This is a genomic window from Arcticibacter sp. (genome assembly GCF_045629565.1).
GTDB lineage: Bacteria > Bacteroidota > Bacteroidia > Sphingobacteriales > Sphingobacteriaceae > Arcticibacter.
On sequence record NZ_JAZQRL010000111.1, the window covers coordinates 54,015 to 79,940 of the forward strand.

Annotated in this window: 20 protein-coding genes and 1 tRNA gene; 13 read left to right on the forward strand and 8 right to left on the reverse strand. The window is 46.2% G+C overall.

The features are described from left to right. Positions 1–202 precede the first annotated feature (202 nt). Positions 203–277: transfer RNA gene (locus ACKI5J_RS15115), tRNA-Arg, on the forward strand. A gap of 316 nt (positions 278–593) precedes the next feature. On the opposite strand, the gene ACKI5J_RS15120 is transcribed toward ACKI5J_RS15115, so the two are convergent. The 4 genes from ACKI5J_RS15120 to ACKI5J_RS15135 form a co-directional block, all read right to left on the reverse strand. Then, entirely contained in the window at positions 594–2,240 is a 1,647-nt protein-coding gene (locus ACKI5J_RS15120; RefSeq protein ID WP_407430318.1) for a glycoside hydrolase family 28 protein, read from the reverse strand. An 86-nt stretch (positions 2,241–2,326) separates the two neighbouring features. Then, the gene (locus tag ACKI5J_RS15125; protein ID WP_407430319.1) at positions 2,327–4,324 is read right to left on the reverse strand and encodes a sialate O-acetylesterase; all 1,998 of its coding nucleotides are present in this window, start codon (positions 4,322–4,324) and stop codon (positions 2,327–2,329) included. A 99-nt stretch (positions 4,325–4,423) separates the two neighbouring features. Then, on the reverse strand, positions 4,424–6,982 hold the full coding sequence (locus ACKI5J_RS15130) for an adenosylcobalamin-dependent ribonucleoside-diphosphate reductase (protein WP_407430320.1): 2,559 nt from the start codon (positions 6,980–6,982) through the stop codon (positions 4,424–4,426). A gap of 460 nt (positions 6,983–7,442) precedes the next feature. After that, positions 7,443–8,207 carry a hypothetical protein gene (locus ACKI5J_RS15135; protein WP_407430321.1) on the reverse strand — a complete coding sequence of 255 codons (765 nt, stop codon included), beginning with the start codon at positions 8,205–8,207 and terminating at the stop codon, positions 7,443–7,445. 109 nt (positions 8,208–8,316) lie between these two features. On the opposite strand from ACKI5J_RS15135, the gene ACKI5J_RS15140 reads away from it, so the two are divergent. From ACKI5J_RS15140 to cysM, 7 genes are all read left to right on the forward strand, one after another. After that, complete coding sequence (locus tag ACKI5J_RS15140; protein ID WP_407430322.1) at positions 8,317–8,613, forward strand: Dabb family protein; 297 nt, start codon at positions 8,317–8,319, stop codon at positions 8,611–8,613. A gap of 163 nt (positions 8,614–8,776) precedes the next feature. Beyond that, a complete protein-coding gene (gene kaiC / locus ACKI5J_RS15145) occupies positions 8,777–10,513 on the forward strand; it encodes a circadian clock protein KaiC (protein ID WP_407430323.1) in 1,737 nt (578 codons plus the stop codon). Between the two features lies 1 nt (position 10,514). Then, on the forward strand, positions 10,515–10,817 hold the full coding sequence (locus ACKI5J_RS15150) for a circadian clock KaiB family protein (RefSeq protein WP_407430324.1): 303 nt from the start codon (positions 10,515–10,517) through the stop codon (positions 10,815–10,817). Between the two features lie 5 nt (positions 10,818–10,822). Continuing rightward, positions 10,823–11,134, forward strand: a complete 312-nt coding sequence (locus ACKI5J_RS15155) for a circadian clock KaiB family protein (RefSeq protein WP_407430325.1) — start codon at positions 10,823–10,825, stop codon at positions 11,132–11,134. A gap of 8 nt (positions 11,135–11,142) precedes the next feature. Further along, positions 11,143–12,804: a PAS domain S-box protein gene (locus ACKI5J_RS15160; protein ID WP_407430326.1), complete on the forward strand. Its 1,662-nt coding sequence runs from the start codon at positions 11,143–11,145 to the stop codon at positions 12,802–12,804. Then, the gene (epsC, locus tag ACKI5J_RS15165) at positions 12,797–13,603 is read left to right on the forward strand and encodes a serine O-acetyltransferase EpsC (protein ID WP_407430327.1); all 807 of its coding nucleotides are present in this window, start codon (positions 12,797–12,799) and stop codon (positions 13,601–13,603) included. The genes ACKI5J_RS15160 and epsC overlap by 8 nt, the downstream gene beginning before the upstream one ends. Before the next feature lie 6 nt (positions 13,604–13,609). Beyond that, entirely contained in the window at positions 13,610–14,482 is an 873-nt protein-coding gene (gene cysM, locus ACKI5J_RS15170; protein ID WP_407430328.1) for a cysteine synthase CysM, read from the forward strand. A 3-nt stretch (positions 14,483–14,485) separates the two neighbouring features. Here cysM and ACKI5J_RS15175 read toward each other — a convergent pair whose 3' ends face one another. Beyond that, on the reverse strand, positions 14,486–15,505 hold the full coding sequence (locus tag ACKI5J_RS15175; protein ID WP_407430329.1) for a threonine aldolase family protein: 1,020 nt from the start codon (positions 15,503–15,505) through the stop codon (positions 14,486–14,488). Between the two features lie 108 nt (positions 15,506–15,613). Between ACKI5J_RS15175 and ACKI5J_RS15180 the strand changes: the two genes are divergently transcribed. Continuing rightward, positions 15,614–16,468: an N-acetylglucosamine kinase gene (locus ACKI5J_RS15180; protein WP_407430330.1), complete on the forward strand. Its 855-nt coding sequence runs from the start codon at positions 15,614–15,616 to the stop codon at positions 16,466–16,468. Between the two features lie 66 nt (positions 16,469–16,534). On the opposite strand, the gene ACKI5J_RS15185 is transcribed toward ACKI5J_RS15180, so the two are convergent. Then, entirely contained in the window at positions 16,535–17,230 is a 696-nt protein-coding gene (locus ACKI5J_RS15185) for an NUDIX hydrolase (protein WP_407430331.1), read from the reverse strand. Between the two features lie 114 nt (positions 17,231–17,344). On the opposite strand from ACKI5J_RS15185, the gene pfkA reads away from it, so the two are divergent. The 3 genes from pfkA to gap are packed head-to-tail and all read left to right on the forward strand — an operon-like array spanning position 17,345 to position 20,186. Beyond that, a complete protein-coding gene (pfkA, locus tag ACKI5J_RS15190; RefSeq protein WP_407430332.1) occupies positions 17,345–18,328 on the forward strand; it encodes a 6-phosphofructokinase in 984 nt (327 codons plus the stop codon). 8 nt (positions 18,329–18,336) lie between these two features. Next, positions 18,337–19,185 carry a hypothetical protein gene (locus ACKI5J_RS15195; protein ID WP_407430333.1) on the forward strand — a complete coding sequence of 283 codons (849 nt, stop codon included), beginning with the start codon at positions 18,337–18,339 and terminating at the stop codon, positions 19,183–19,185. A gap of 5 nt (positions 19,186–19,190) precedes the next feature. Then, entirely contained in the window at positions 19,191–20,186 is a 996-nt protein-coding gene (gene gap / locus ACKI5J_RS15200) for a type I glyceraldehyde-3-phosphate dehydrogenase (RefSeq protein WP_407430334.1), read from the forward strand. A 71-nt stretch (positions 20,187–20,257) separates the two neighbouring features. On the opposite strand, the gene glgB is transcribed toward gap, so the two are convergent. After that, complete coding sequence (gene glgB, locus ACKI5J_RS15205; RefSeq protein ID WP_407430335.1) at positions 20,258–22,222, reverse strand: 1,4-alpha-glucan branching protein GlgB; 1,965 nt, start codon at positions 22,220–22,222, stop codon at positions 20,258–20,260. Between the two features lie 17 nt (positions 22,223–22,239). Then, on the reverse strand, positions 22,240–24,696 hold the full coding sequence (locus tag ACKI5J_RS15210) for a glycoside hydrolase family 31 protein (RefSeq protein ID WP_407430336.1): 2,457 nt from the start codon (positions 24,694–24,696) through the stop codon (positions 22,240–22,242). A gap of 80 nt (positions 24,697–24,776) precedes the next feature. Between ACKI5J_RS15210 and ACKI5J_RS15215 the strand changes: the two genes are divergently transcribed. Then, entirely contained in the window at positions 24,777–25,763 is a 987-nt protein-coding gene (locus ACKI5J_RS15215; protein WP_407430337.1) for an acyl transferase, read from the forward strand. The last annotated feature ends 163 nt before the right edge of the window (positions 25,764–25,926 follow it).

Consider the following 25,926-nt stretch of genomic DNA (forward strand, 5'->3'; position numbering starts at 1 on the left):
TCGTTGATCTGCTGTTAAGTAAAGTGCTTCGTGGTGTTTATAAATGGTACTGACAAAAATATGAGAATATGTCGTCTGCACAAGCTTTATTCAAACATCTTATGTCATTTAAACGAGCAGGCCGGTCGGACAGAATACGGACTTTTTGATTTTTACAAAAATCTAAAAATACTAAGTCTAGATTGCTATATTTGCCCACTCTGTTCCCGTAGTTCAATGGATAGAATTTTAGATTCCGGTTCTAAAGATATGAGTTCGAATCTCGTCGGGAACACCAAATTGAAAGGGCTTGGCTGATAGTTGTATTTCTGTCAGCCTTTTTTTATGTTGTTTATTGCTGATATCTCTCAGAGACTTCCTGAGCCCGTCCGGCCTTAATTGACACTCTTTGACACAGTTCGTCTATAGGGCTGGCCCCTGTTACTTCACAGGATCCCCCTGTAATAAGCGTACTTCAGTCTTATGAGAAAAAAAATCAATCCAAGCACGACGACATTTTATGTCCCTTTAGGAGAGATAACTAAAAATTAAAAAGGATAATTTACAGATCGTCATCTATATCCTAGGGACGATCTGTAAAATTATCCCGGTTCTTACCTGAACGCTACCTGCCCCTTAACCGCTCCACCAGTCAACTCAAGCATTTGTTTTGCCAATTTCGTGTCCGTGTTTCTGATACTTATCTTCTGGTTGTCCTTACCATCTGCCTTCACCAGTACACCCAAATCAGAGCCATATTTCAAACCATCAATTGTTATGTTCCTGGCTGTGTTGACAGATACCAGAGGTTTTGACGGATTTGTCTGCAACTGTACATTCTCGATATTGATGTTACTCGCTTCAATCAGCTCGATTCCTGTATTGGCTTTGAAAACCGAGTTCTTAAGCGTAATATTCTGAATGGGCATTTCAGAAAGACCTCTGATGAACAAAGCTGTACTCGCCCCGCTGCAGGCGATATTCTCAAAAACCATATTTCTGAAAACCGGAGTACCTTCGTTTACAACTGGTCGGGTATCACGCTCACTGTCGGTAATGAACTTCACGAAGTAATGCATATCAAAGAATACTGCTTCCTGAATGATATCTTTCATGTAAAGGTTCCGGGCGTAGATATTTTCAACTACTCCTCCTCTGCCTCTCGTTGATTTAAATCTTAAACCTTTATCAGTCCCAAGAAAACTGCAGTTTTCTATAAACAAGTTGCGCGCGCCACCACTCATCTCACTTCCTACAACAACTCCACCATGACCTTTGTACACGGTGTTGCCACGAATAATTCCATTTTCAGACGGTCTGCCCCTTTTTCTACCTTCCTCGTCTTTACCCGACTTGATACAAATAGCATCATCTCCAACGTCCAGAATACTATTTTCGATGAGAAAATTCCTGCATGATTCAATATCCATCCCGTCACCATTATGTGCATAGTCAGGATTTTTTACCATCACATCACTAATCGTGAGGTCTTCGCAAAGGATCGGATGCAAGCACCAGGCAGCAGAGTTCTGTAGAATAACACCTTCAATAAGTACTTTTTTGCAATTGTTCAACACCAGAAGATTCGGTCTTAGCACATCCTTCATATCTTCAAAAGCAGAAAGCGGTTTTCCGGGTACCAACAGCATGCTTTTTTTCTGCACGTTGGCGTCTTTAAACTGCTGACTAGGATACCAGGTTTTACCATCATCACTCACCACTCCTCCCGAAGCCACTTTCTTTTTCCAATCCGGCGGTGGTAGCTGGCTTTGGTGCACGGCTCTCCACGCATCGCCATTTCCGTCGATTATTCCCTTTCCGGTAATAGCGATATTCTCCAGGTCTTTTCCAAATATGGGAGATTCATTTCTGGCGACCTTTCGACCTTCATATTCTCCCTCCACGATCTTATACTGCGACTTGTCGTCAGTGAAAAACAATGTCGCACTTTTTGCAACATGGAGGTTTACGTTACTCTTCAGATAAATCGGTCCACTCACCCACAAACCTGCCGGAATCAGGACTACCCCTCCTCCCTTTTTGTTGCAATCTTCTATTGCCTGGTTGATAAACCGGGTGTTCAGCGTCCTGCCATCGGGCACGGCGCCATACTTGACAATATTGATAGTGTCGTTTTTAAATACTGGTCTGGTTACTTTCGGGAGATTGTCCCACGAATAATTTTGAGATGCCGTGGAGGTCTGAGCCTGGGCTCCGAGACCCAGGGCCACAGAAAGAAGGATAAATAATTGGGTTTTCATGTATATCAAATATGTAAACAAAATGGCCCCCATAACAGGAATTTAGGTAAATAAGCTGTTACGGAGGCTCCTGTGCGAATGGCTAGCTATCGCTGTCCATATGCCGGGTCAAACCAGCTGTCTGTGCGAAAAGGCGAGGCTGGCAGCCCGGCCCCATTAACCAGATTGCAAACCGGATTATTCGCCCAGGCGTACCGTACCGCCACAGGTTTCGCTACCTGCGGACTGCTCACTACAATCTGGTTGCCCCGTATCTGCGCATCTGCCCAATAGAATTTCTGATCTTCGCCGGCCACAGCAAAACCAGCTAACGGCTTACCATCGCGGGTACGAAGTCCTCCCTCAGCATGTGTAAAGCGCAGAACCATCTCCTTACCTTTCGCCTCACTCGACTTCAATAAAGGTCCCGAATACGCCGTCTTCTCACCATACGTATTAGCCAGCGCGATCAAAGCAAGCCTACCGCCTACATCCTGCTTATTTTTGGGATGGATGTCTTCTCCATCACCAATGTCGATGCTGACTGCCATGCCCGTATTTGGTAATGACAACGTTTGGAGCTGAGCTTCCCGTAAAGCTGCCCATCCTGTCGCTTCAGGCTGATCATTTACTTTCATAAAATTCGCCAGCTGCACGAAGTAGAAAGGAAAGTCTCCCCTGCCCCACTTATCCCGCCAGTCGCTGATCATAAGCGGAAACAATTCCCGATATTGATAAGCCCTTCCGGCATTGCTTTCGCCCTGGTACCAGATAGCTCCCCGGATGGCAAACTGAATGAAGGGATGGATCATGGCATTATAAAGAACCGTCGGTCTGTTGGGGCCTTCATTGGAAACCGGCATAGCAGGTACGTCTTTCAGGTTAAATCCCTCCTTAAATTGCCAGTCGCCGTCTAATGATATGCGCTGGCCATTGTCACCGATCAACGCTACGGTGTTCTTGTCGCTTGAAAAACCACCTTCACCTGCAAAGTCAAATACCCTTACGGTAATCACCGCTTCGCCCCCCTTAACCGCGGCTGCCGGCACCGTGTAAACGCGGGGCTTATTATAGCCTTGTGTCGCGCCGATCTCCTTTCCATTGAAATACGTGATATCATCATCATCGATTACACCAAGATTAATCTTCAGCTCCTTCCCGGCCCATGATGCAGGTATACTGATCTTCTTCCTGAACCATACCACCCCGTCGAAATTGGGCAGGGCCGACCGTTCCCAAAAACCCGGTATAGTCATCTTCTTCCATGCTGCGGCGTCAAACACGGAAGCCGCCCAGATCGCCGAGCCACCTTCAAAGCCCGCATCACGCGTCTTTACCGAAGATTCCCATTCCTCCATCTGCTGCTTAAAAGGCTTGTCATTTGGATTTTGTGGTGCGTTCTCCATCTGCACAACCATATCTCTGAAGTCGGCCATCTTTTTCAACGCGCCACCGCTCGTCCACGCTTCAGCGATGGTACCACCCCATGAAGTATGGATCAAACCAATAGGGACACCCTTCTTCTTATAGATATCCCGGGCAAAGAAGTACGCCACAGAAGAAAAGTTGGCGATACTGGCCGGACTGCATGCCTGCCAGCCGCCCTCCCATACCTGAGCATCCTCCTGGGGAGTCATGCTGGTTTGATGCTCCACCTGCAACAGGCGTATATGGGGATAAGAGGCCGCATCGATTTCCTGCTGATAGTTGTTAATCCTACCCCAACCGGCAAGCGGCATTTCCATATTGGACTGGCCTGAGCAAACCCATACCTCTCCCACCAATACATTGTTCAACGTTAGCGGCTCGCCATCTGAGATCTGTAGCGTATAGGGTCCCCCGTGAGAGGGAGTAGGCATGGTGATCTTCCAGTTACCCTTTTCATCGGCTTTGCCCGTATAGGTTTTCTTGTTCCAACCCGGCACCAGCTCCACCGTCTTGCCGGGGTCTGTTTTTCCCCAGACTGCAGCCTCTGTCTTCTGCTGGAAAACCATATTGTCCCCAAATACGGAAGGTAATTTAACTTTAGCCTGAAGATTAGCGCTTAACAGCAATGGCAGCATGATAAAAGCGTGCCTCAGGGAAAGTTGACTTCTTTCGTTCATATAAATTTTAGGTTTATTTAGGAAAATTAAACATACTAAAAAGCCCTTTCAATCTGCAGACTGAAAGGGCTTTTTTATATTTACGATATTCGTTTAATGCTATCCGCATTTAGACGAACCGCAGTCTTTACAAGTTAAACAACCTTCCTGATAAAGCAGGTTAGTTGAATTACAGTTCTGGCACTTTTGTTTCTTAGCTTCCGTTCCATCAGGGATATAACGCTTCAGAGCGCGCGCAACACCATTTTTCCAGGTATTGATGGATTCGTCCAGCTGAAGGCTGTTGATCAGGTCAACTACTTTTTCGATGGCCATTCCGTGTCTCAGCGTACTGGAAATTAACTTCGCATAGTTCCAGTATTCCGGGTTAAACTTATAAGATAAACCTTCGATGGTGGTCTTATGTCCGCGTTTGTTCTGGTACTGAAAATCATACCTGGAACTTCCGTCAGTCTCCCTGTTCTTGATGATCAGGCCCTCGTTCACCCATCTTGGGATCAGGATACCATCCTCATCATCCAGGAAACCGGTAAAGATTTCATAAGGCCTTCCGTCAATCAGACCGATGAACGCGATCCATTTGTCGCGGTTATTCTGGAACCGTACCACATCCGCTTCAAGCACAACAGGACGGATTACCGGGAAGCTTGCGTGATTTTTCTCGTCTTCCTCCGACTTGGCTTCTTTCTCTGAATTTGAGATCAGTACTCCCGAACGTGATCCGTCTCTATAAACCGTCACACCTTTACATCCAGCCTTCCAGGCCTCCATGTACAACTGGCCAACCAGTTCTTCGGTAACATCTTCCGGCATATTGATGGTTACACTGATGGAATGGTCAACCCATTTCTGGATTTCCCCCTGCATCTGGACCTTCTTATGGTAATCCACATCATTGGAAGTGGCTTTGTAATAAGGCGATTGCTTCACCAGGTCATCAAGCTCCTTCTGTCCGTAGTTCTTGGTCAGATCATGACCGTTCACTTCCATCCACTGTTTGAAACGGTGGTGGAAAACCACATATTCTTCCCATGAATCGCCTACCTCATCAACAAAGTCAACGCGTACTTCCTTATCATTCGGATTAACTTTTCTTCTTCTTTTATACACAGGCATGAACACCGGCTCAATACCTGAGCTCGTCTGCGACATCAGACTTGTTGTTCCTGTAGGTGCGATGGTCAATAACGCAATATTACGACGACCATACTCCAGCATCTGGAAATAAAGCTCCGGATCGGCTTCCTTCAAACGCAGGATGAAAGGATTGTTCTTCTCTCTTTCCGCATCGAAAATAGCAAACGGACCTCTTTCTTTTGCTGTCATCACCGAAGCACGGTAAGCTTCAATAGCGATGTTCTTGTGTATTTCTACCGCGAACTTAGTACCCTCATCGCTTCCGTAACGCAGGCCTAAAGCCGCCAGCATATCGCCTTCTGCTGTAATACCAATACCAGTTCTGCGTCCTTCGTTTGCCTTGGTTTGAATATTCAGCCAGAGGTTTCTCTCCGTACGTTTCACTTCAGCCTCTTCCGGATCGTCGTCAATCTTCTTCAGAATTGCGTCGATCTTTTCCAGCTCCAGGTCAATGATATCGTCCATCATGCGCTGAGCGGCATGAATATGTTTCTTAAACAGCTCCCAGTTGAAATACGCATCCTTCGTAAACGGTTTCTCCACATAGGAGAACAGGTTAATGGCCAACAGCCGGCATGAATCATATGGGCACAATGGAATTTCACCGCAAGGATTGGTCGAAACGGTACGGTAACCCAGGTCTGCATAGCAGTCGGGCACCGACTCGCGGATAATAGTGTCCCAAAATAAGATTCCGGGTTCAGCCGAGCGCCATGCGTTGTGAACGATTTTCTTCCACAACAGCGTCGGATCGATTTCCTTTTGATATAACGGAGAGTCTCCGTGGATAGGATATTGTTGAACGTAACTGCGTTTTTCCTCGACAGCACGCATAAATTCATCATCAATACGTACAGAAACGTTCGCTCCTGTAACCTTGCCCTGCTCCATTTTAGCGTCAATAAAGCCTTCAGAATCGGGGTGTTTGATCGCAACGGATAGCATTAGCGCTCCCCTTCTTCCATCCTGAGCTACCTCGCGTGTTGAATTGGAGAAACGCTCCATAAAAGGAACAATGCCGGTAGAGGTCAGAGCTGAGTTCTTAACAGGAGAACCTTTAGGACGAATATGCGAGAGGTCATGACCTACGCCTCCGCGTCGTTTCATCAGCTGAACCTGCTCCTGGTCAATCTTCATGATTCCGCCGTAAGAGTCGGATTCGCCGTTGTTACCGATAACGAAACAGTTCGATAAAGAGGCAATCTGATACGGATTACCGATGCCGGTCATGGGGCTTCCCTGGGGAATAATATACTTGAAATCCCGTATCAATTCGAAGATTTCATCCTCAGTCATCGCGTTTGGATATCGTTGGTCTATGCGTGCGATTTCAGAAGCAATACGGCGATGCATATCATCAGGCGTAGCTTCGTAAATGGCTCCGTACGAATCTTTCAACGCGTATTTATTCACCCAAACCCGGGCTGCCAAATCATCGCCCTTGAAATAAATCAAAGACTTTTGATAGGCTTCGTCCGCAGAATAAGTGGTCTTGATTTCAGATAGATTCTCAATTTCCATGATCAGATTTTTGAAGTGGCAAAGTTAATATTTGTATCCTAGTTAACGCTAAAAGGTTTAGATGTTTACAGAAAAAATTTATAAACATTTATAAATGAGAGCGATAATAATCTTACGACAGTCAAAAGTTAGCAAATTTTCACAACGAGTATACACAGTTTTTATTAACACATGTTAACATCTTTCTTAACCAATTCATACACTGTCATTTAAACAATCCGGCATCCAACTTGCCCCCAGGTGGGGGGCAAGTTGAGGGTAGAGCCGCACTGATCCCGCCTAGCAGCCACGTTGTAGCCACCTTTTTCTGGCAAAACGTGGCTACAAGGTGGCTACAACCCGGCTACAGTGTGGCTGCACCCCTAAGCTGGTCACCACCTGGGGGCAAGCTGATCACCAGACATATAAAAGCCTGCCCAAACCATCTGGCTATAAGCAGGCTCGTTATATTGAACAGGGGTTACAGACTCTTAAAGGCTTCCGATTCAAGAATAGAGAAAGACGGCACGGCGTCGTCAAGTTCATTCGTGTCGACGATCTCAAAATTACGCACCTCTACGGCGTCCTCGTATTCGGGACTCGTATTAACGATCACACCTCCCAGTAAGAAAATCCGGTCGCAACGGAATTCTTTTCGACTCATCCGGATCAGGATGTTGAGCTTTTTATGAATTTCTTCATAAGCTACGTCCGTTATCTCTTTCTCGGGATTAGGAGAAGTCAGAATACGATGCTTATGCGGCATTACGGTACGCTCCAGGAGCGTCTGCTGGTAGTCGAGTTCTGAGTTAATGGGAACATAAACCTCATTTTCCTGCTGCAAACGCTGTAAAGCCAGCATCAGCGCTCCACAGCTGTTGGTTAACTGCTTTTGGCCCGGACGCCGCATTTTGCCGAGTTTACCTTCATCTGTCATACCGATATGCGGACCGTAAAAGATAAATGCATCGCCACCATCCGGGATGTGATGGGCATAAGCCACCATGCCGGTAAAACCGGAAAAGGGTAATCCGCCTAGTCCGCCCATCGAAAACGGACGTGTTAACACTCTGCGGAAGTCTGTGGAAACATTAATATCATCACAACACAACGACGTGGCGAACAGCATTTTCGACAGATCAGAATTATATTCGTTTCTTAAAAAATCAAGATAGGTTTCTGTTACCTCAGCTCCGGTCTTCACTTTTGGATAATGTGCCTTGACGAGGGGTTCGAGCTCTTTCATAGGCTAAACGTAATTCTAAAATTTCGCTTTTTCAATTTTATGACGTAAGAAGTTCAGAATGGGTCATGTAAGTTTTAATATCTTTACGGCATTAACTAAATACATAACCATGCTTACTCATCATGTACTTTTCTGGCTTAAAGCCGATACCACCGACGAACAAAAAGCTGCTTTCAGATCAAGCCTCGAGACACTGAAAGGTGTTGAAACGGTCAAATCTTTATTTATAGGCACTCCGGCTCCTATCGAGCGTGCCGTGGTAGATACAACTTATACCTTCTCTCTACTGGCGCTCTTTGATGACCTGGAAGGGCATAATGTCTACCAAACGCACCCGCTCCACCTGGCTTTTCTTGATGAGTTCAGATCTTACTTTGAAAAAGTGGTAATATACGACGCCGAATAGTCTAGGTTCGCTTAAATAATCCGCGAGTCACTAAGTCGGATGAACGGTTCTACGGCGCATTTGACTGGGTGTGTCAAACAGAATTTACATTACTTCGTTTGTTAGATAATTATTTCAGACCGGGGCTGCCTTTTGATGTTCCGGTCTGCACATGCACTAACAGATGGAGCAGATAAAAAAAACAAAGCCTTCACTTCTGGCCAAAACGCCAACGGGCATTACCGGGCTCGATGAAATCACCAATGGAGGACTTCCGAAAGGACGGCCTACGCTGATTTGCGGGAGTGCAGGATGCGGCAAAACGTTGATGTCGATGGAGTTTATAGTTCGGGGTGCAACCGAATTCAATGAACCCGGGGTCTTTATGGCGTTCGAAGAGAAGGCTGATGAGCTAACCGTTAATACACTTTCCTTAGGCTTCGACCTGGACAAACTCGTTCAGGAGAAGAAAATAAGACTGGACTATGTTCACATCGACCGAAGCGAAATAGAAGAAACGGGTGAATATGATCTGGACGGATTGTTTGTACGTCTTTCTTATGCTATAGACAGTATTGGCGCAAAACGGGTAGTTCTCGACACGATTGAGAACCTGTTCTCCGGGCTGACCAATGAAAGCATTATACGGACGGAGTTGCGGCGCCTTTTCCAATGGCTTAAGGACAAAGGGGTTACCGCTATCATTACCGGTGAAAGAGGCAAAGACACTTTAACGAGACAGGGTCTGGAGGAATATGTATCTGATTGCGTGATATTGCTTGATCACCGGGTAAAACATCAGATATCTACCCGAATGCTGCGTATAATTAAATACCGGGGTTCTCTCCACGGAACCAACGAATACCCGTTTTTGATTGACAGCGACGGCATTTCTGTGTTGCCCGTAACCAGTCTCAGCCAGGGTAACGAAGCCTCATCTGAACGGGTCTCGACAGGAGTGAAAAGTCTTGACGAGATGCTTGACGGGCAAGGCTTCTATCGCGGCAGCAGCATTCTCATATCCGGTACAGCCGGCACCGGAAAAACAAGTATCGCCACGACATTCGCGGCCGGTGCCTGTGAGAGGGGCGAAAAGTGTATCTACTTTTCATTTGAGGAGTCGGCGAGCCAGATATTAAGAAATACAAAATCCATCGGCCTCGACCTCGAAAAGCACCTGCAGTCGGGCCTCCTTGAGATTTGCGCTTCCCGGCCTACACTGTACGGCCTGGAGATGCACCTGGTGGATATTCACAAACGTATCAAGGCATTTAAGCCCGACACCGTTATTGTCGACCCGATAACCAACCTGATTACCATTGGCTCGATCAGCGAGGTCAAGTCGATGCTGATCCGATTAATCAGTTTTCTGCAGGATCAGCAGGTTACGGTCATGTTTACCGCTTTGGCCCTGAATAATATTGTGCAGGAACAAACGGACGAAACGATATCATCATTGGTGGACGCCTGGCTGCTCGTGCGCGACATTGAGTCTAATGGTGAGAGAAACCGGGGAATGTACATTATGAAGTCGAGAGGCATGAAACATTCCAATCAGGTAAGGGAATTTGTGATTACGGATAATGGACTTGAACTGGTAAACGTCTACCTTGGCCCCAACGGGGTGTTAACCGGATCTGCACGTGAGGAGCAGATGCTCCAGGAACATGCCGGTGAAGTTCTGAAAGGCCATCAAATGAGTGCTAAGGACAAAGAGATTTTGCGGAAACGAAATATTCTTGAAGCAAAGATTGCAAATTTAAAAGCTGAATTTGAATCAGTAGAAGACGAGTTGAACCGCGTATACACAGAAGAACAGATTAAGAAGGAAGCGGCGCGGAAAAACCGAGAGGAGATTACCAACCGGCGACGAGGCTTATCATCAGCAGAGGATCCTGATGAAAACAACATCGAAGAATAGTATGGAAGAACAAGAATTGGAAACAGAACAGATGTGGGAGCTACGCCTGTACATCGCCGGTAAGACCCCCAAAGCCATAACTGCCTTAAATAATTTAAAGCGTTATTGTGAAGAGCACTTGAAAGGAAAATATCAGATCGAAATCATCGATCTTCTCGAGAAACCGCAGCTGGCCGAAGGTGACCAGATATTTGCCGTTCCTACACTCGTCAGGAAGGTACCGGTTCCTATGCGCAAGATCATTGGTGATCTGTCTAATGAAGAAAAAGTACTGGTTGGTTTGAACATCCGGCCCCTTACCTAAACGCTGTGCTAAACGAACCCGGAAACATATTAAACAATACGGATGCTGAAGACTTCGTCCTGCGGTTATTTATCACGGGGGCGTCGCCCAACTCGGCGCGGGCGATATCTAACATCCGCAAAATTTGTGAGTTGTACTTAAAAAACCGATATTCCCTGGAGATTATCGATGTCTATCAACAGCCTGAAAGGGCACAAGCGGAACAGCTTATCGCCCTCCCCCTTTTAATTAAAAAGGCGCCCGGGCCTGAACGTCGCTTACTTGGTGATTTGTCAGATGAAAAGAAAGTTTTGAAAGGGTTGGGCATTGTCATTTAAGCAGAAAAATGGAAACGGAGAAAACAGATGCTTTAATTAAGGAGATAGGCGAACTGAAGCTTCAACTGGAAGAAGCCAGAGATACTATCGATGCCATCCGAACGGGACAGATCGATGCCATAATCGTGGAACATGACACAGGCCATCGTCTCTATACACTAAAGAACGCCGACCATACTTATCGTGCCTTTATTGAAAAAATGACCGAAGGTGCGGTTACACTGGATAAAAATGGCATCATCTTATATAGCAATTCAAGATTTGCTTCTCTTTTGGGTATTTCTCTTGAAAATTTGATCGGGGTACCTTTACTCCACTTTTTTCCTGAGGAGTTGAAGAAGGAATTTAATAAGTTGCTTCAAACAGGGTGGCTGGAGGAGGCAAAGGCGGAACTGGAGCTGGTTGGACATGGAGGCAAGCGGATTCCCTTTCTTCTGTCGCTTACCCCTCTCGAGCTGGAGGACGGCACGGCGATGAGCATCATCATGACCGACCTCAGAGCGGTGATAGAGAACAGGTATGTTCTTCAAGCTAAGAATAATGAGCTCGAGGAAGCTCAGCGCGTTGCGGCACACTTGAATAAGGAGCTTCAAAAGACGATTAAGGAGCGGACCCGCGACTTGCTGATCAGTCAGGGGAATTTTAAATTCCTGTCTGACAATATCCCTGTGATTGTTTGGACGGCCAATGCCAACGGGGAGTTTGACTACTTTAACCAGCAGTGGATTGAGTACACCGGACTCAGTGCAGAGGCGTCTTTGGATTCAAACTGGATCTCTGCCGTGCACCCTGACGATATCGACCGCACTATGGATGCCTGGCGGAACTCTTTTCTTACAGGATCAGAGTTCGAGACGGAATACCGTTTAAGGAAAGGAAGCTCAGGTGAATACCTTTGGCACCTGGCCAAGGCCATCCCTTTTAGCGACGAGGATGGCCAGGTGATGACCTGGCTGGGCACTAAAACCAATATCGAGGACCAGAAGCAGGAGCTGGCGAAAAAGGACGAATTTATAGGAATTGCGAGTCATGAGCTTAAAACTCCGCTGACCAGCTTAAAAGGTTATTTACAGCTGATCTCTTCCTATAAAAAAGAGGAGGTTCCGCCAACGATCAGGCAGTTTACCAGCCGGGCCAACGAAGCTATCGGAAAACTTGCCAACCTGGTAAATGACCTTCTTGATGTGAGCAAAATCCAGACGGGTAAGCTTGCGTTCAGCAAGTCTCCGCTAAGTCTGAATACCTTGGTCCGTTCATGTGCCGACAACGCCAGGTTCATGTATCCTAGCTACAATATCGCGGTTGAGCACGCCGCAGACGTTATTTTGACGGGAAACCAAGAGCGGCTGGAGCAGGTGATCATGAACCTGATCAACAATTCGGTAAAATATTCACCCGTAAACAAAGAAATTATCCTGAGCACGAAAGTGGACGGCGAATCGGTAACGGTATCCGTAAAAGACTTTGGAATTGGATTGTCAGATCATCAAAAAGACCGTATATTCGAGCGTTTCTATCGAGTTGATGATAAAAATTATGCAGCCAGCGGTTTAGGCATCGGCTTGTATATATCTGCAGAGATCATCAAAGCTCATCAGGGAAAGTTTGGCGTCGACAGTAAACTTCACGAAGGCTCTACTTTCTTTTTTATTTTGCCGATTAATGGATAAAGACTTTTACGAATACATTTTTAAGAGGCATCAGCAAATTGAGGCCGTCCCATCCAATAAAGAAATTGCCGGTTGGGCCCTTGGCTTGATACGCCTTTTGTTTCCGGAACAGTCGAAAAGTTTCTTCCTCTCCGTGAGAGATATTGAGATTGAACTTCAGTCGCTTCAGGCGCAGCTGAAAGAGATCATGGACTCAACACGCGCCTGCGAGGAATGCAATAACGAGCAGCGGGCGAAGGCGTTTTTTGAACAGGTTCCGGAACTGTACCGTGCGCTGAATACCGACATTAGCTCCATTCTGCAGGGCGACCCTGCGGCCAGAAGCGAATTTGAAATTATCCGGGCATATCCGGGTTTTTATGCCATATCGTTCTACCGCATTGCCCATGCGCTATTTGTTTTAGACGTGCCATTACTGCCCCGCATACTTACTGAATACGCTCATTCGAGGACGGGTATTGACATTCATCCCGGAGCGGTCATTGGCGACTATTTGTATATCGACCATGGCACCGGGATTGTTATTGGCGAGACGACGCATATAGGCTGTCATGTTAAATTGTACCAGGGTGTTACCCTGGGTGCTTTAAGTGTGGACAAAACGATGGCGTCTAAGAAGCGTCATCCGACGGTGCAGGATCATGTAGTGATCTACTCGGGTGCAACGATCCTGGGCGGCGACACCGTTATCGGAGAAAATAGCATTATTGGAGGCAATGTCTGGCTGACGAAAAGTGTGCCTGCGGGTTCTGTGGTTTACCATGAAACGCAATTTAAAGTTGTTGAACGTAAAAGCTGATTTGGTATGGCTGGGATAATCGATCTGGTTGGAAATACGCCGATGGCGGAGCTCACAAGGCTTAATCCGAACAAGAATGTAAAAATATACGCCAAGCTCGAGGGGAATAATCCTGCTGGCAGTGTGAAGGACCGCGCGGCGCTGAATATGATTCAGAGTGCACTTGAACGCGGCGATATCGAGCCGGGGATGAAGTTAATTGAGGCTACGAGCGGGAATACGGGTATCGCGCTGGCTATGATGGCGCGTTTATTTGGCCTGGAGATCGAGCTGATCATGCCGGCAAGTTCCAGCAAGGAACGAACGGCGACCATGGAGGCCTTCGGGGCCAAAGTGGTGCTCTTGGAAACGATGGAAATCTGCAGGGATTATGCAGAGGAGAAGGGTTTGGAAAGCGAATATTATCTGATGAACCAGTTCTCGAATCCGGATAACTACCTGGCACACTACAAAACCACGGGTCCGGAGATATGGAGGGATACGGAGGGAAAGATTACCCACTTTGTAAGCGCCATGGGGACTACGGGTAGTATTATGGGCAATTCTATGTTCCTGAAAGAACAGAATCCGGATATCCGGATTATCGGCTGTCAGCCTACTGAAGAGTCGTCTATCCCCGGAATCAGGCGCTGGCCGGCTGCCTATATGCCCAAGATATTTGATGCTTCGCGTGTTGATGAAGTGCTGGACATATCGCAGGCTGATGCTACCGATATGGCACGTAAACTGGCCAGAACGGAAGGTATCTTTGCCGGAATGAGTACGGGTGGGGCTGCACACGCTGCTTTGAAAGTGGCTGAGACACTTGACAGCGGCGTAATCGTGTTTATTGCCTGCGACCGCGGAGACAGGTATCTCAGCACTGACCTTTTTGGCTGATGTTTAGTGGAGTTTTTTGCAGACGGTGATGGTATGGTCTATCATTTCGGGCGTGATATCGAGATGAGTGACAAAACGTACCAGCTGATCTCCGAACCTGCTGCATAAAATCCCATTGTCGCGCATACGCTCCACGTATACGTCTGCATGCACTTCATCATCAAGTTTAATAATGACGATATTGGTATCAACCGGCAGCAATTTATCTACATAGGGAAGGTTTTCCAGCGTCTCGCCGAGTACCCGGGCATGCAGGTGATCGGTTTTCAGTCTGTCGATATGATGGTCGAGTGCATAGCTGCCTGCTGCGGCCAGGAAGCCTGCCTGACGCATTCCTCCGCCGAGTACTTTGCGAATACGTCTTGCCTGACGGATGGTCTTGATATCTCCCAGCAAAAGGGAGCCAACGGGCGCACCCAGCCCTTTGGATAAACAGATGGATATGGTATCGAAGAAGTGCCCGTACTGCTCCATGCTGTCACCGGTCTCCACAAGTGCATTAAATAGTCTTGCTCCATCAAGGTGCAGGTTGCATTTTTTTAGCCGGGCAAGGTGGTAAATGGACTCTATTTCGTCGAGGTCGTAATAGCTCCCTCCGCCCCTGTTGCAAGTGTTTTCAAGAACGATCAGTTTCGAATGAGGCATGCAAACATCCTCCGGGTTGATGACTTTCTCGATCATATCTGCAGTCAGACGACCGCGGTCTCCGTATAGCAACTTGACGGATGCGCCAGAGTTGAAGGCAATGCCTCCGGTTTCATACCGGTAAATATGTGAAGACTCATCGCATATCACTTCGTCCATCGGAACGGTATGACATTTAATGGCGATCTGGTTGGTCATGGTTCCTGAGGGACAAAAAATGGCGTCGTCCATTCCAAACATGCCGGCTGCTTTCCGTTCAAGGGCGTTTACTGATTCGTCTTCTTCATAAACATCATCACCGACGTCCGCTGAGAACATGGCGTCAAGCATTTCGGGAGTTGGCTTCGTTACAGTATCACTTCTTAGATCGACTATCATAAATTGGCTCAATTTTCGGCGCTAAGGCAACATTTATGTTTTGTTTTTTATACAATCTTAAAGAATTATTTACATTTACCACTTATTATTTACGCTTATTAAAATAACATGATAATAATAGCTGACGGCGGTTCTACAAAAACCAATTGGTGTCTGTTAAATGACGACAATAAAAAGATCTATTTCAATACGGAAGGGTATAACCCTTACTTTGTTACGGTAGAATATGTAATTGAGTCGCTGAAGAAGAACCTTCCTGACGATCTGGAGTTCGAAAAGATTACAGAAGTGAATTTTTATGGTGCGGGTGTGCACAATAAGGAGAAAGCCGCACAACTGAAAGAGGCGTTCGGAGCTGTATTTACTCATAGCGATATTTTCGTAGGTCACGACCTACTGGCAGCAGCGCGGGCCCTTCTGGGTAAGAAAACCGGCTTTGCGGCGATATTAGGCACAGGAACAAATACAGGAATCTATGACGGTGATGATATCGTTTTTCAGATCGACTCGGCAGCTTATATCCTTGGAGACGAAGGCAGTGGTTGCCACATCGGCAAGAAGCTGCTTACTGACTACCTGAGGGGCTATATGCCGGAGGCGGTAAGAGCCACTTTCTGGGAAACGTTTAAGCTTACACCTGATGATATTCAGGAAAATGTTTATACAAAGCCCCTGGCAAACCGCTTTTGTGCAAGCTTTGCTAAGTTCGTTTATGACAATTCAGATAATATCGGCTATACGCACAACCTGGTAAAGACTTCGTTTACGGATTTCTTTAAGAACCTCGTTAGCCACTATCCGGATTATCAGAAATATGAGCTGAACTGTATCGGCTCTGTAGGCTATAATTTCCGGAATATCCTCGAGGAGGTTGCTGATGAATTCGGAATGAAGCTTGGAAAGCTTATCCGTTCTCCTATAGATGACCTGGTAAAATTCCATATCGATCATCCACGCGGATAACGCGTATTTTAGCTTATTGATAGATGAGGAAGGAGGTCTTTTATGTGAAGAACCTCCTTCTTTGTTTTATGCCTGTTCTTTCGAGAAACTGAGTTCTTTTTTAAATTGTTTATTGTAGGCCCGCCTGTCAAATTTGTAGTAGGTTGCAGCCCGGTATGACACCCCCTGCTGCTTTTCATCAAGCTCCTTAAGTATGCCGTAATTGAGCATCTTCTTCCGGAAATTCCTCTTGTCCAGCTTTTTGTTTAAAATGGCTTCATAGACGTTCTGCAATTGGGTTAGGGTAAACTTTTCGGGCAATAATTCGAAGGCAATTGGCTGGTAGCTGATTTTCCGGCGTATCTTTTGCAGGCTTTTTTCAAATATGAGCCTATGGTCAAAAGCAAGCTCGGGCATGTCGCTCACCGGATGCCAGACTGCCGTTTTCACATACGGGGTGTTGGGGTGCAGATCGGCCTTACCGTTTAGCCTGATCATGGCATAGTAGGCAACTGTGATAACACGCCCCTGGGGATGGCGGTTAACGTCGCCAAAAGTATAGAACTGTTCAAGAAAAATATCCCTTAGTCCGGTGAAGCTATACAGAATACGCTGCGCGGCGTCTTCGATACTTTCATCTTTTTCGACAAAATAACCAGGAAGCGCCCACCAGTTCTGAAAGGGCTTGTCGTTTCGTTCAATAAGCAATACCTTAAGTTCGCCTTCTTCGAAGCCAAAGATGACGCAGTCAATTGAGAATATGGAATCGAATTTTGAAAGCATTGTGTTCGTAGTAAAATCTAACTATGATTGTCATCACAAAAGTGGAAAAAATTCCTAAAAATTCTCTTAGTGTAAGTCCCACACAGTATATTAGCCAAATAAAACAAAAATAAAATGTCCAGCATAAAAAAAATAGGTGTTTTTACTTCTGGTGGTGATGCTCCCGGCATGAATGCCTGCATTCGCGCTGTAGTACGTACTGGCATCTTCCATGGCATGGAAGTGGTTGGCATTCATCAGGGTTATCAGGGAATGATCGAAAAGAAGTTCATCAACATGGATGCCCGTTCGGTACGAAATATCATACAGCTAGGGGGAACGGTTTTAAAAACTGCCCGTTGTGCGGAATTCAGAACTCCTGAAGGAAGGGCGAAAGCATATAAAAATTTAAAAGAAGAGGGTATAGATGCGATTGTTGCTATCGGTGGCGACGGTACGTTTACAGGTGCTGAAGTGCTGTCGAGAGAATATGATATTCCTGTAATAGGTATTCCGGGAACGATCGATAATGACCTGTATGGCTCTGACTTTACTTTGGGATACGATACAGCTACCAATACCGTTTTGGAGGCGATTGACAAGATCCGCGATACTGCGGCCTCTCATGACAGACTGTTCTTCGTTGAGGTAATGGGCCGTGACTCAGGCTGCATAGCGCTGCACTCGGGCGTTGCGGGTGGTGCTGAGGCGATCCTGCTGCCGGAAAAAGAAACAGCGATTGACGACCTGATCACCAAGCTCGAGGCAGGCGCTCTGAGCAATAAAAGTTCCAGTATCGTCATTATTGCGGAGGGTGATAAGAACGGCGGCGCATACAACGTCGCTAAGCGCGTGAAGGAGAAGTTTAACTTCTATGATATCAAGGTTACTATCCTTGGGCATCTTCAAAGAGGCGGAACTCCAAGCAGTTTTGACCGTGTGCTGGCCTGCAGACTGGGATATGCAGCTGTAAAAGCCCTGGTTGCTGGTGAGACCAGAAAAATGGTTGGCCTTCGTGGAAACGAAATCAAGCTTACTGACATTCAGGAGGCGATTAATAATCACTCTTACAAACTGGAAGACGATCTTGTTGAAATGGCCGCCATCCTGTCAATATAATAGAGAATATGATTGCAGTAGTTTATAGCGGATCGAGAAATGCAGACTGGAAGCTTGCCGAAAAGGGAAGGATAGTTTGCGACGTGAAAACTCCTGGAATTAACCCCTTTTTTAACGACGAGAAAGCCATAAGCGCCATTCTGGCCAAGAACCATCAGCTGATATCCTATGCGGAAGAAATCCGGCGTATCTATTTTTTTGGTGCAGGAGCATCTTCAAGGGAACGCCAGCAGGTAGTAGCCTCTTCGTTCAGTAAGTTCTTTACCAAGGCCAGAATTTCGATCAACCATGATCTGAAGGCATCGGCTTTGGCAACCTGCGGTGATCAGCCGGGCATAGTGGGTATCCTTGGCAGCGGTTCGAACGTAGCTTACTTTGACGGTAAGAAAATCAAGGAGAATAACTTCGGTATGGGTTATATCCTCGCCGACGAGGGTTCGTCGAACTGGCTTGGCAGGAATTTGTTACGTGATTACTTTACGGGGACAATGCCTAAAGAATTTGAAAGTATCTTTGTGTTACGGTACAATCCTGACAGGAAGCAAATTCTGGATAAAATTTACAAGCAGACAAGTCCGGTTCTTTTCCTGAGTTCGTATACTGATTTTTTAATAGAACACTTTGACCAGCCGTATGTTAAGAACTTGGTACAAACGGGTTTAAATATTTATTTCAACACGTACGTGATACCACTTACAGACAAATATCCGGGCGTACCACTACATTTTACCGGTCCGGTTGCTGACGGCTTCCAGTCTACACTGAGCCAGATTGCCGGAGAGCACAACCTGAATATAGCGTCGGTTATTAAACGACCGATTTATAATATATTGAATTATTACACGAATAAAAATTAATTAACATGAAAGTTGGAATTAACGGATTCGGCCGCATCGGTCGTTTAGCATTCAGAGCCGCTGTAGACCGCAGCGATATTGAAGTTGTTGGTATTAATGACCTTGTGGAGCCTGATTACATGGCTTACATGCTTAAATACGATTCAACTCACGGTCGTTTCAATGGTACTGTTGAGGTTAAAGACGGCAACCTGGTTGTTAACGGAAAAACGATCCGTGTTACCGCTGAGAAAGATCCTGCTAACCTGAAATGGGATGAAGTAGGTGCTGAGGTAGTTATCGAGTCCACTGGTTTATTCCTTACTCAGGAGTCTGCAGGAAAGCACATCACTGCAGGTGCTAAGAAGGTGGTTATGTCTGCACCTGCAAAGGATGACACCCCTACTTTCGTATTAGGCGTTAACCATAAAGAGTTGAAAGCTGATCAGAACATTGTTTCTAACGCTTCTTGTACAACAAACTGCCTTGCTCCTATCGCTAAGGTATTAAATGATAAATTCGGAATCATCGAAGGTCTGATGAGTACGATCCACGCGGTTACTGCTACTCAGAAAACGGTTGATGGTCCTTCTGCTAAGGATTGGAGAGGTGGACGTGGTGCTTACCAGAACATCATCCCTTCTTCTACAGGTGCTGCTAAAGCGGTAGCTTTGGTTATCCCTGCTTTAAAAGGAAAGTTGACTGGTATGTCTTTCCGCGTACCGGTTCCTGACGTTTCTGTGGTTGACTTAGTAGTTCGTTTGGAGAAACCTGCTTCTTACGAAGACATCAAGGCGGCTATGAAGGAAGCTTCTGAAGGTGAACTGAAAGGCATCCTGGGCTATACGGAAGATGACGTGGTTTCTCAGGATTTCTTAACTGATCCTAGAACTTCCATCTTTGATGCTAAAGCAGGTATCGCTTTGAATGACAACTTTGTGAAAGTTGTATCTTGGTACGATAACGAATGGGGATATTCAAACAAACTGATTGATCTTGTTCAATTAGTTGGTAAAGCTTAATATCTCTTAAGCATAAAAAAAGAGCTTTGCAGACTGCAAAGCTCTTTTTTTATGCTTTCTATTTCTGGCTTCTACCAGAATTTTGATTGTCTGTTAAAGCGTTTCAGCACAAGTGCTGAAAGCGGAGGAAGATTGAGCGTAACGGATTGCTCTTTTCCTTGCCAGGGTAGCTGTTGGGTTGTAATGTTGTAGTTAAGCTCGAAGCCGCTGCCGTAATACTGGACTTCGTCTGAATTGAATATAATCTCCCAGTCTCCGTGCATAGGTAAACCAATGCGGTAGTTATAGCGTGGAACGGGTGTCATATTAAGCACAATTACAAGTTTCTCGTCGTTTACGTCTCCCTTTCTGCAGTAAGCCAGAACAGAATTCTCTGCATCTCCCGCCTCTATCCATCGGAAGCCTTCCCATTCAAAGTTTTTTTGATATAGGGCGCCTTCTGTCGTATAAAGTGTATTCAGATTCTTAACAAGCTGCTTTATTCCCTGGTGAGGCTTATAGGCGAGCAGATGCCAGTCAAGCGATTGTTCAAAATTCCATTCTGACGTTTGTCCAAATTCGTTGCCCATGAAGAGTAACTTGGTGCCGGGATGGGTGAACATATAGCTGTACATCAAACGCAGGTTGGCAAACTTCTGCCACTCGTCACCGGGCATTTTATATACCAAGGATTTTTTACCATGCACCACCTCGTCATGCGACAGGGGCATCATGAAGTTCTCCGTAAAGGCATAAACCGTACTGAAAGTAATTTGGCCATGGAAATATCTCCTATGGATCGGATCTTGCTGAAAGTAGGAAAGTGTATCGTTCATCCATCCCATCATCCACTTCATACCGAAGCCTAATCCATCGCTGAATACGGGCTTACTTACCCCTGGAAATGCGGTAGATTCCTCGGCAATAGTCTGCACGTCGGGAAACTGCCCATACACCGCTATATTCAGTTCTTTGAGAAAGCTGATGGCTTCCAGATTTTCTCTTCCTCCAAACTCGTTGGGGATCCACTCTCCTTCTTTACGGGAGTAATCTCTGTATAGCATGGACGCTACGGCATCAACGCGAAGGCCATCGACGTGGTACCGGTCAAGCCAGAAGAGGGCGTTGCTTATCAGGAAAGAACGAACTTCATTCCTTCCGTAGTTGAAGATGTACGACTTCCAGTCGGGGTGGAAACCCTCTTTATCATTGGCGTGCTCGTAAAGATTGGTGCCATCAAATTTGTACAAGCCGTGCATATCTCCGGGAAAGTGAGACGGCACCCAGTCGAGCACAACACCGATCCCGTTGAGGTGCAACTGTTCGATGAGGTACATCAGATCCTGCGGCGTACCATATCGTGAAGATGCTGCGAAGAACCCGGTGATCTGGTATCCCCACGAAGGATAGTAAGGATGTTCCATCAAAGGCATAAACTCCACATGCGTAAAGCCCATTTCCTTGATATAGGGCACCAGTTCATCCGCCATCAGGCGATAGCCGAGGAATTTCTCGGGAGCTTCAGGACTTCTCTTCCATGATCCCAGGTGTACTTCGTAAACAGACCATGGCCTGTTCAGACTGTTGTTCTTGAAGCGGGAGTCCATCCACTCCGCATCTGTCCATTCAAACCAGGTATCCCATACAATGCTTGCAGTATGCGGCGGTTCCTCCCACCTCAATGCGTATGGATCGGCTTTCTCAAGAACCTCACCAGTGTTTGATTTGATGAGATACTTGTACACCTCTCCTGCAGCGATACCGGGTATAAATCCTTCCCATATACCGGAACTATCCCACCTGCTGGAAAGCTGATGAGACTCTCTATTCCAACCATTGAAGTTTCCTATGACCGACACACCAAGCGCATTGGGAGCCCAGACAGCGAAGTAGGTGCCAGACTGGCCATCTTCGGTCGTGACTACATGCGAGCCCAGCTTGTCATAGAGCTTATAATGTTTACCGGCTTTAAAAAGGTGAATGTCGTAGTCTGTAAAACGCGAATAAGCAATAACGGGGGTCGATATAGGAGTTAAACTTTTTTTCCTGGTTTTCATTATATGGTTTGAGTAGGTTAACTTAACACCTGTATTTCTTTAAAGTTTTTGTTTGCTTTAATACGTACGCGCTTTAGTGCATCAAACTCAAGCTCAACGTTCTGTTCCTTTCCGTCAATAATAACACGCGTTGGAAGGAACGGGAGGCCAATTAACTTAAGATCATACGTTTCGTAACGAGGGGTGTATAAACCTTCGGAGAATTGCCGAACGGTAAGGCTATGGTCATCTCCTTTGACAACGAACTTCTTCTCTGTATAAATTTCCTGTTCATAAGCGAATGTATCGCCATGATCTTCGTAATAGAAGGAATTCACTTCATAAGGTGAGTGATAAATCTGGAACTTAATTTCTTCGAGATCTACCTCGCCCACGTATTGCATTACCGGCCATTCGGGTATGACAGACCCGGCTTTAACGAAGATCGGCATACTGTCGAGCGCTGCATGCGCAGTGTGCTCAGCACCTCCTTCGTAGGTCTCGTAAGTCCAGTAGTTGTACCATTTTCCTTCAGGAAGATAAACGGTCTTAGAGGTTTGTCCGGGATGCAGAATTGGTGATATAAGGATCTTGTCCCCAAATGTGAACTCTTCTTCCCGCGCTCTGTTCTCCATCTTATCCTGCTCCAGCATTACCACTGGCCTTAAGATGGGAAAGCCGTATTTGTGGTGCTCCCAGAAGGTCGAATAGATATAAGGCATCAACTTATACCGGAGTTCAATGAACTTACGGTTGATAGCTTCAAATTCTTCCCCATAGCTCCAGGGCTCTCTTTCCCTTGTATCGCCGGCGGAATGGGCGCGCATAAACGGAGTGAATACGCCTAACTGGATCCATCTGGTGAAGAGTTCTCCGTCGGGTTCTCCGGTGAAACCACCGATATCGGTTCCGCAGAAGGACACACCAGATAAAGAAAGCCTCATGCATTGGAGCAGTGCAAGCTTCAGGTGGTCCCATGAAGCGAGATTATCACCTGTCCAGACAGATGAATAACGCTGAACGCCTGCATAGCCTGCACGGGTGATCGTGAGGGGACGCTTGTTTTTATATAGTTTCTTCAAGCCGTCGTAGGTTGCACGTACCATCTGCATACCATAGACGTTATGTGCCTTTCGATGTGAACCACGGTGTCCATCATACTGGTGTCTGACATCGTCAGGGAAAGTTCCCGAACCGAATACAGCAGGTTCATTCATATCATTCCAAATGCCGGCTACGCCTGTGTCGACAAGGCCCTTGAAAAGACCTCCCCACCACTCGCGTACCTCGGGATTGGTAAAGTCAGGAAACTGACATCGGCCCGGCCATACGTGGCCTTCCATGAAGTAATCGTCGCTTCTGCGGCAGAAGTACTTGTTGTCTTTCCCTTCTTTGTACACCCAATAGTTTTCGTCGACCTTGATTCCCGGGTCAATAATCACTACCGTTTTAAATCCATCGTCAGATAGCTCCTTGACCATCTTCTTGGGATCAGGAAAATATTTCTTGTTCCAGGTGAAGCATCTGTAACCATCCATGTAATCGATGTCAAGGTACAGGGCGTCACAGGGGATCTTTTTGTCGCGGAATGTTTGGGCGAGTTTTTTAACCTTGCTTTCAGGATAGTAGCTCCAGCGGCATTGCTGATAACCGAGTGCCCATTGGGGCGGCATAGGGTGTGTTCCTGTAAGGGTATGATATCTTTTAACCACGTCCATCATATGAGGACCGTGGATATAGTAGTACAATAATTCTCCGCCCTCTGCCCAAAAGCTGGTCTTGTCTTGGTCTTCCTGACCGAAGTCGAAGTAAGTTCTGTAAGAGTTATCGAAAAAGATTCCGTAAGCCGTTGTATCCTTCAGACCTATGTAAAAAGGAATGGATCTGTACAGGGGATCCTGATCCCGTGAGAATGAATAAGTATCTGTATTCCAGTTCTGGAAGCGTCTGCCACGCATGTTAAATGTGGTTGGCTTATCTCCTAATCCGAAATAGCCCTCGCCGGGATGACCTTTCTTGGTACAATATACATAGTAGCCTCCAAAGTCGACGTTCTCTTCCCAGTGCATGGCAGAAAGGTCTTCGTTGATAATATTCTGCTGGTTATCGGCAAACGATATCAGGAAATGCTTCTTGGTGATGATACAGGAGACCGTATTGGTTTCCACACGGTAATCTTCGTCTGTTTCTGAAAATGAGAATACCGTGGCTGTATTCACTAGCTTGGGAACTGCGTAGGAGAAGTCTTCCAGGAATGTACCTTGAGGAGCCATGCGGACGCGGATAATCTCGTCACTCAGGACCATAACTTCAACCGTCGACTCGCCGTCTGTAAAATAAAAGCTGTTGTTAACCTGCTTGAATTCTTTTACAGACTGCAGGTATCGCTTTTCAATGGGCTTTAAACCTATTATCGGATTGTTGACATGCTGTACGCCTTCCTCCAATTGCTCAATGCTGATCTCCGGCAATGATTGCTTTTCTTTTTCTTCCATTATGTAATTCTGTTGCCCTGATGAAAGTGTTTGGGGGTAAATATAGAAAATTGAACTTTAAATGTTGTTACCTTTGCGCCGTGGAACATGTTTTTTCAAAACCGCTATTTCTGAACTACTCAGAAGAAAACTTTAATAATCGGGCGATTGATGTGTTCAGATTTCAGGTAACTCATAATCCTGTATACGCAAGTTTCGTAAAAGGGTTAAGAAAAGATCCTGAATTAGTTACCCATATCAGCGACATCCCCTATATGCCTGTGGAGTTCTTCAAAAATCACAGGATAATTTGCGGTACAGATTCCCCCGCAAAAACGTTCAGCAGTTCTGGAACTACAGGGATGGTCCAGAGTAAGCACGAAGTACTCGATTTATCTGTCTACGAAGAAAGTTTCCGTAAGGCCTTCGAACTCTTCTACGGTGATGTCCGGGATCTGGTAATCCTCGCACTCCTGCCTTCTTATCTGGAGCGCGACGGCTCGTCTTTAATCTATATGGTTGAAGATCTGATTCAACGAACTGGCAATCCGAAAAGTGGCTACTTCTTATACAATCATGACGAGTTATTTCAAACCTTACTTAAGTTGCGCGATGCGGGGAGCAAAGTGATTCTTATTGGTGTTACCTATGCCTTGCTCGATTTTGTTGAGCACTATACTTTGGATTTCCCAGACCTTATCGTGATGGAAACCGGAGGAATGAAAGGAAAACGCAGAGAGATGATTCGGGAGGAGCTCCATGAGCAGCTATGCGAGGGCTTCGGGGTGGATGCTATCCATTCTGAATACGGGATGACGGAACTTCTTTCCCAGGCCTACTCTTCGGGAAGGGGGCTCTTCAGGTGTCCACCCTGGATGCGGATAAATATACGCGATATCAATGACCCGCTTAGTCTTTTAAGTGCGGGAGCAACGGGAGGAATCAACGTGATTGATCTGGGAAATGTTTATTCGTGTTCGTTCATTGCGACTCAGGATCTGGGCAGGAAGTATGAAGACGGCTCCTTCGAGATTATAGGAAGATTCGACAACAGCGATATCAGAGGATGTAATTTACTGGTTCAGTAATATTTTTCAACATTGGAGCTAACGCGTCCGTTGAAAATTCACTGTCGGGGGTGCAAGTATTATAAAAAATGGCGGTCTGTTTATTTTAAGCCCCCACCCAAAAGCACAGGACCAGACTAAGAAAGCCTAACTTCTACACCTATATACCAAGATGTGACCGATA

Coding starts and splice junctions, on each gene's coding strand:
- ACKI5J_RS15120 (WP_407430318.1), bottom strand. CDS start 2,240: ATGAAAACCCAATTATTTATCCTTCTTTCTGTGGCCCTGGGTCTCGGA.
- ACKI5J_RS15125 (WP_407430319.1), bottom strand. CDS start 4,324: ATGAACGAAAGAAGTCAACTTTCCCTGAGGCACGCTTTTATCATGCTG.
- ACKI5J_RS15130 (WP_407430320.1), bottom strand. CDS start 6,982: ATGGAAATTGAGAATCTATCTGAAATCAAGACCACTTATTCTGCGGAC.
- ACKI5J_RS15135 (WP_407430321.1), bottom strand. CDS start 8,207: ATGAAAGAGCTCGAACCCCTCGTCAAGGCACATTATCCAAAAGTGAAG.
- ACKI5J_RS15140 (WP_407430322.1), top strand. CDS start 8,317: ATGCTTACTCATCATGTACTTTTCTGGCTTAAAGCCGATACCACCGAC.
- kaiC (WP_407430323.1), top strand. CDS start 8,777: ATGGAGCAGATAAAAAAAACAAAGCCTTCACTTCTGGCCAAAACGCCA.
- ACKI5J_RS15150 (WP_407430324.1), top strand. CDS start 10,515: ATGGAAGAACAAGAATTGGAAACAGAACAGATGTGGGAGCTACGCCTG.
- ACKI5J_RS15160 (WP_407430326.1), top strand. CDS start 11,143: ATGGAAACGGAGAAAACAGATGCTTTAATTAAGGAGATAGGCGAACTG.
- epsC (WP_407430327.1), top strand. CDS start 12,797: ATGGATAAAGACTTTTACGAATACATTTTTAAGAGGCATCAGCAAATT.
- cysM (WP_407430328.1), top strand. CDS start 13,610: ATGGCTGGGATAATCGATCTGGTTGGAAATACGCCGATGGCGGAGCTC.
- ACKI5J_RS15175 (WP_407430329.1), bottom strand. CDS start 15,505: ATGATAGTCGATCTAAGAAGTGATACTGTAACGAAGCCAACTCCCGAA.
- ACKI5J_RS15180 (WP_407430330.1), top strand. CDS start 15,614: ATGATAATAATAGCTGACGGCGGTTCTACAAAAACCAATTGGTGTCTG.
- ACKI5J_RS15185 (WP_407430331.1), bottom strand. CDS start 17,230: ATGCTTTCAAAATTCGATTCCATATTCTCAATTGACTGCGTCATCTTT.
- pfkA (WP_407430332.1), top strand. CDS start 17,345: ATGTCCAGCATAAAAAAAATAGGTGTTTTTACTTCTGGTGGTGATGCT.
- ACKI5J_RS15195 (WP_407430333.1), top strand. CDS start 18,337: ATGATTGCAGTAGTTTATAGCGGATCGAGAAATGCAGACTGGAAGCTT.
- gap (WP_407430334.1), top strand. CDS start 19,191: ATGAAAGTTGGAATTAACGGATTCGGCCGCATCGGTCGTTTAGCATTC.
- glgB (WP_407430335.1), bottom strand. CDS start 22,222: ATGAAAACCAGGAAAAAAAGTTTAACTCCTATATCGACCCCCGTTATT.
- ACKI5J_RS15210 (WP_407430336.1), bottom strand. CDS start 24,696: ATGGAAGAAAAAGAAAAGCAATCATTGCCGGAGATCAGCATTGAGCAA.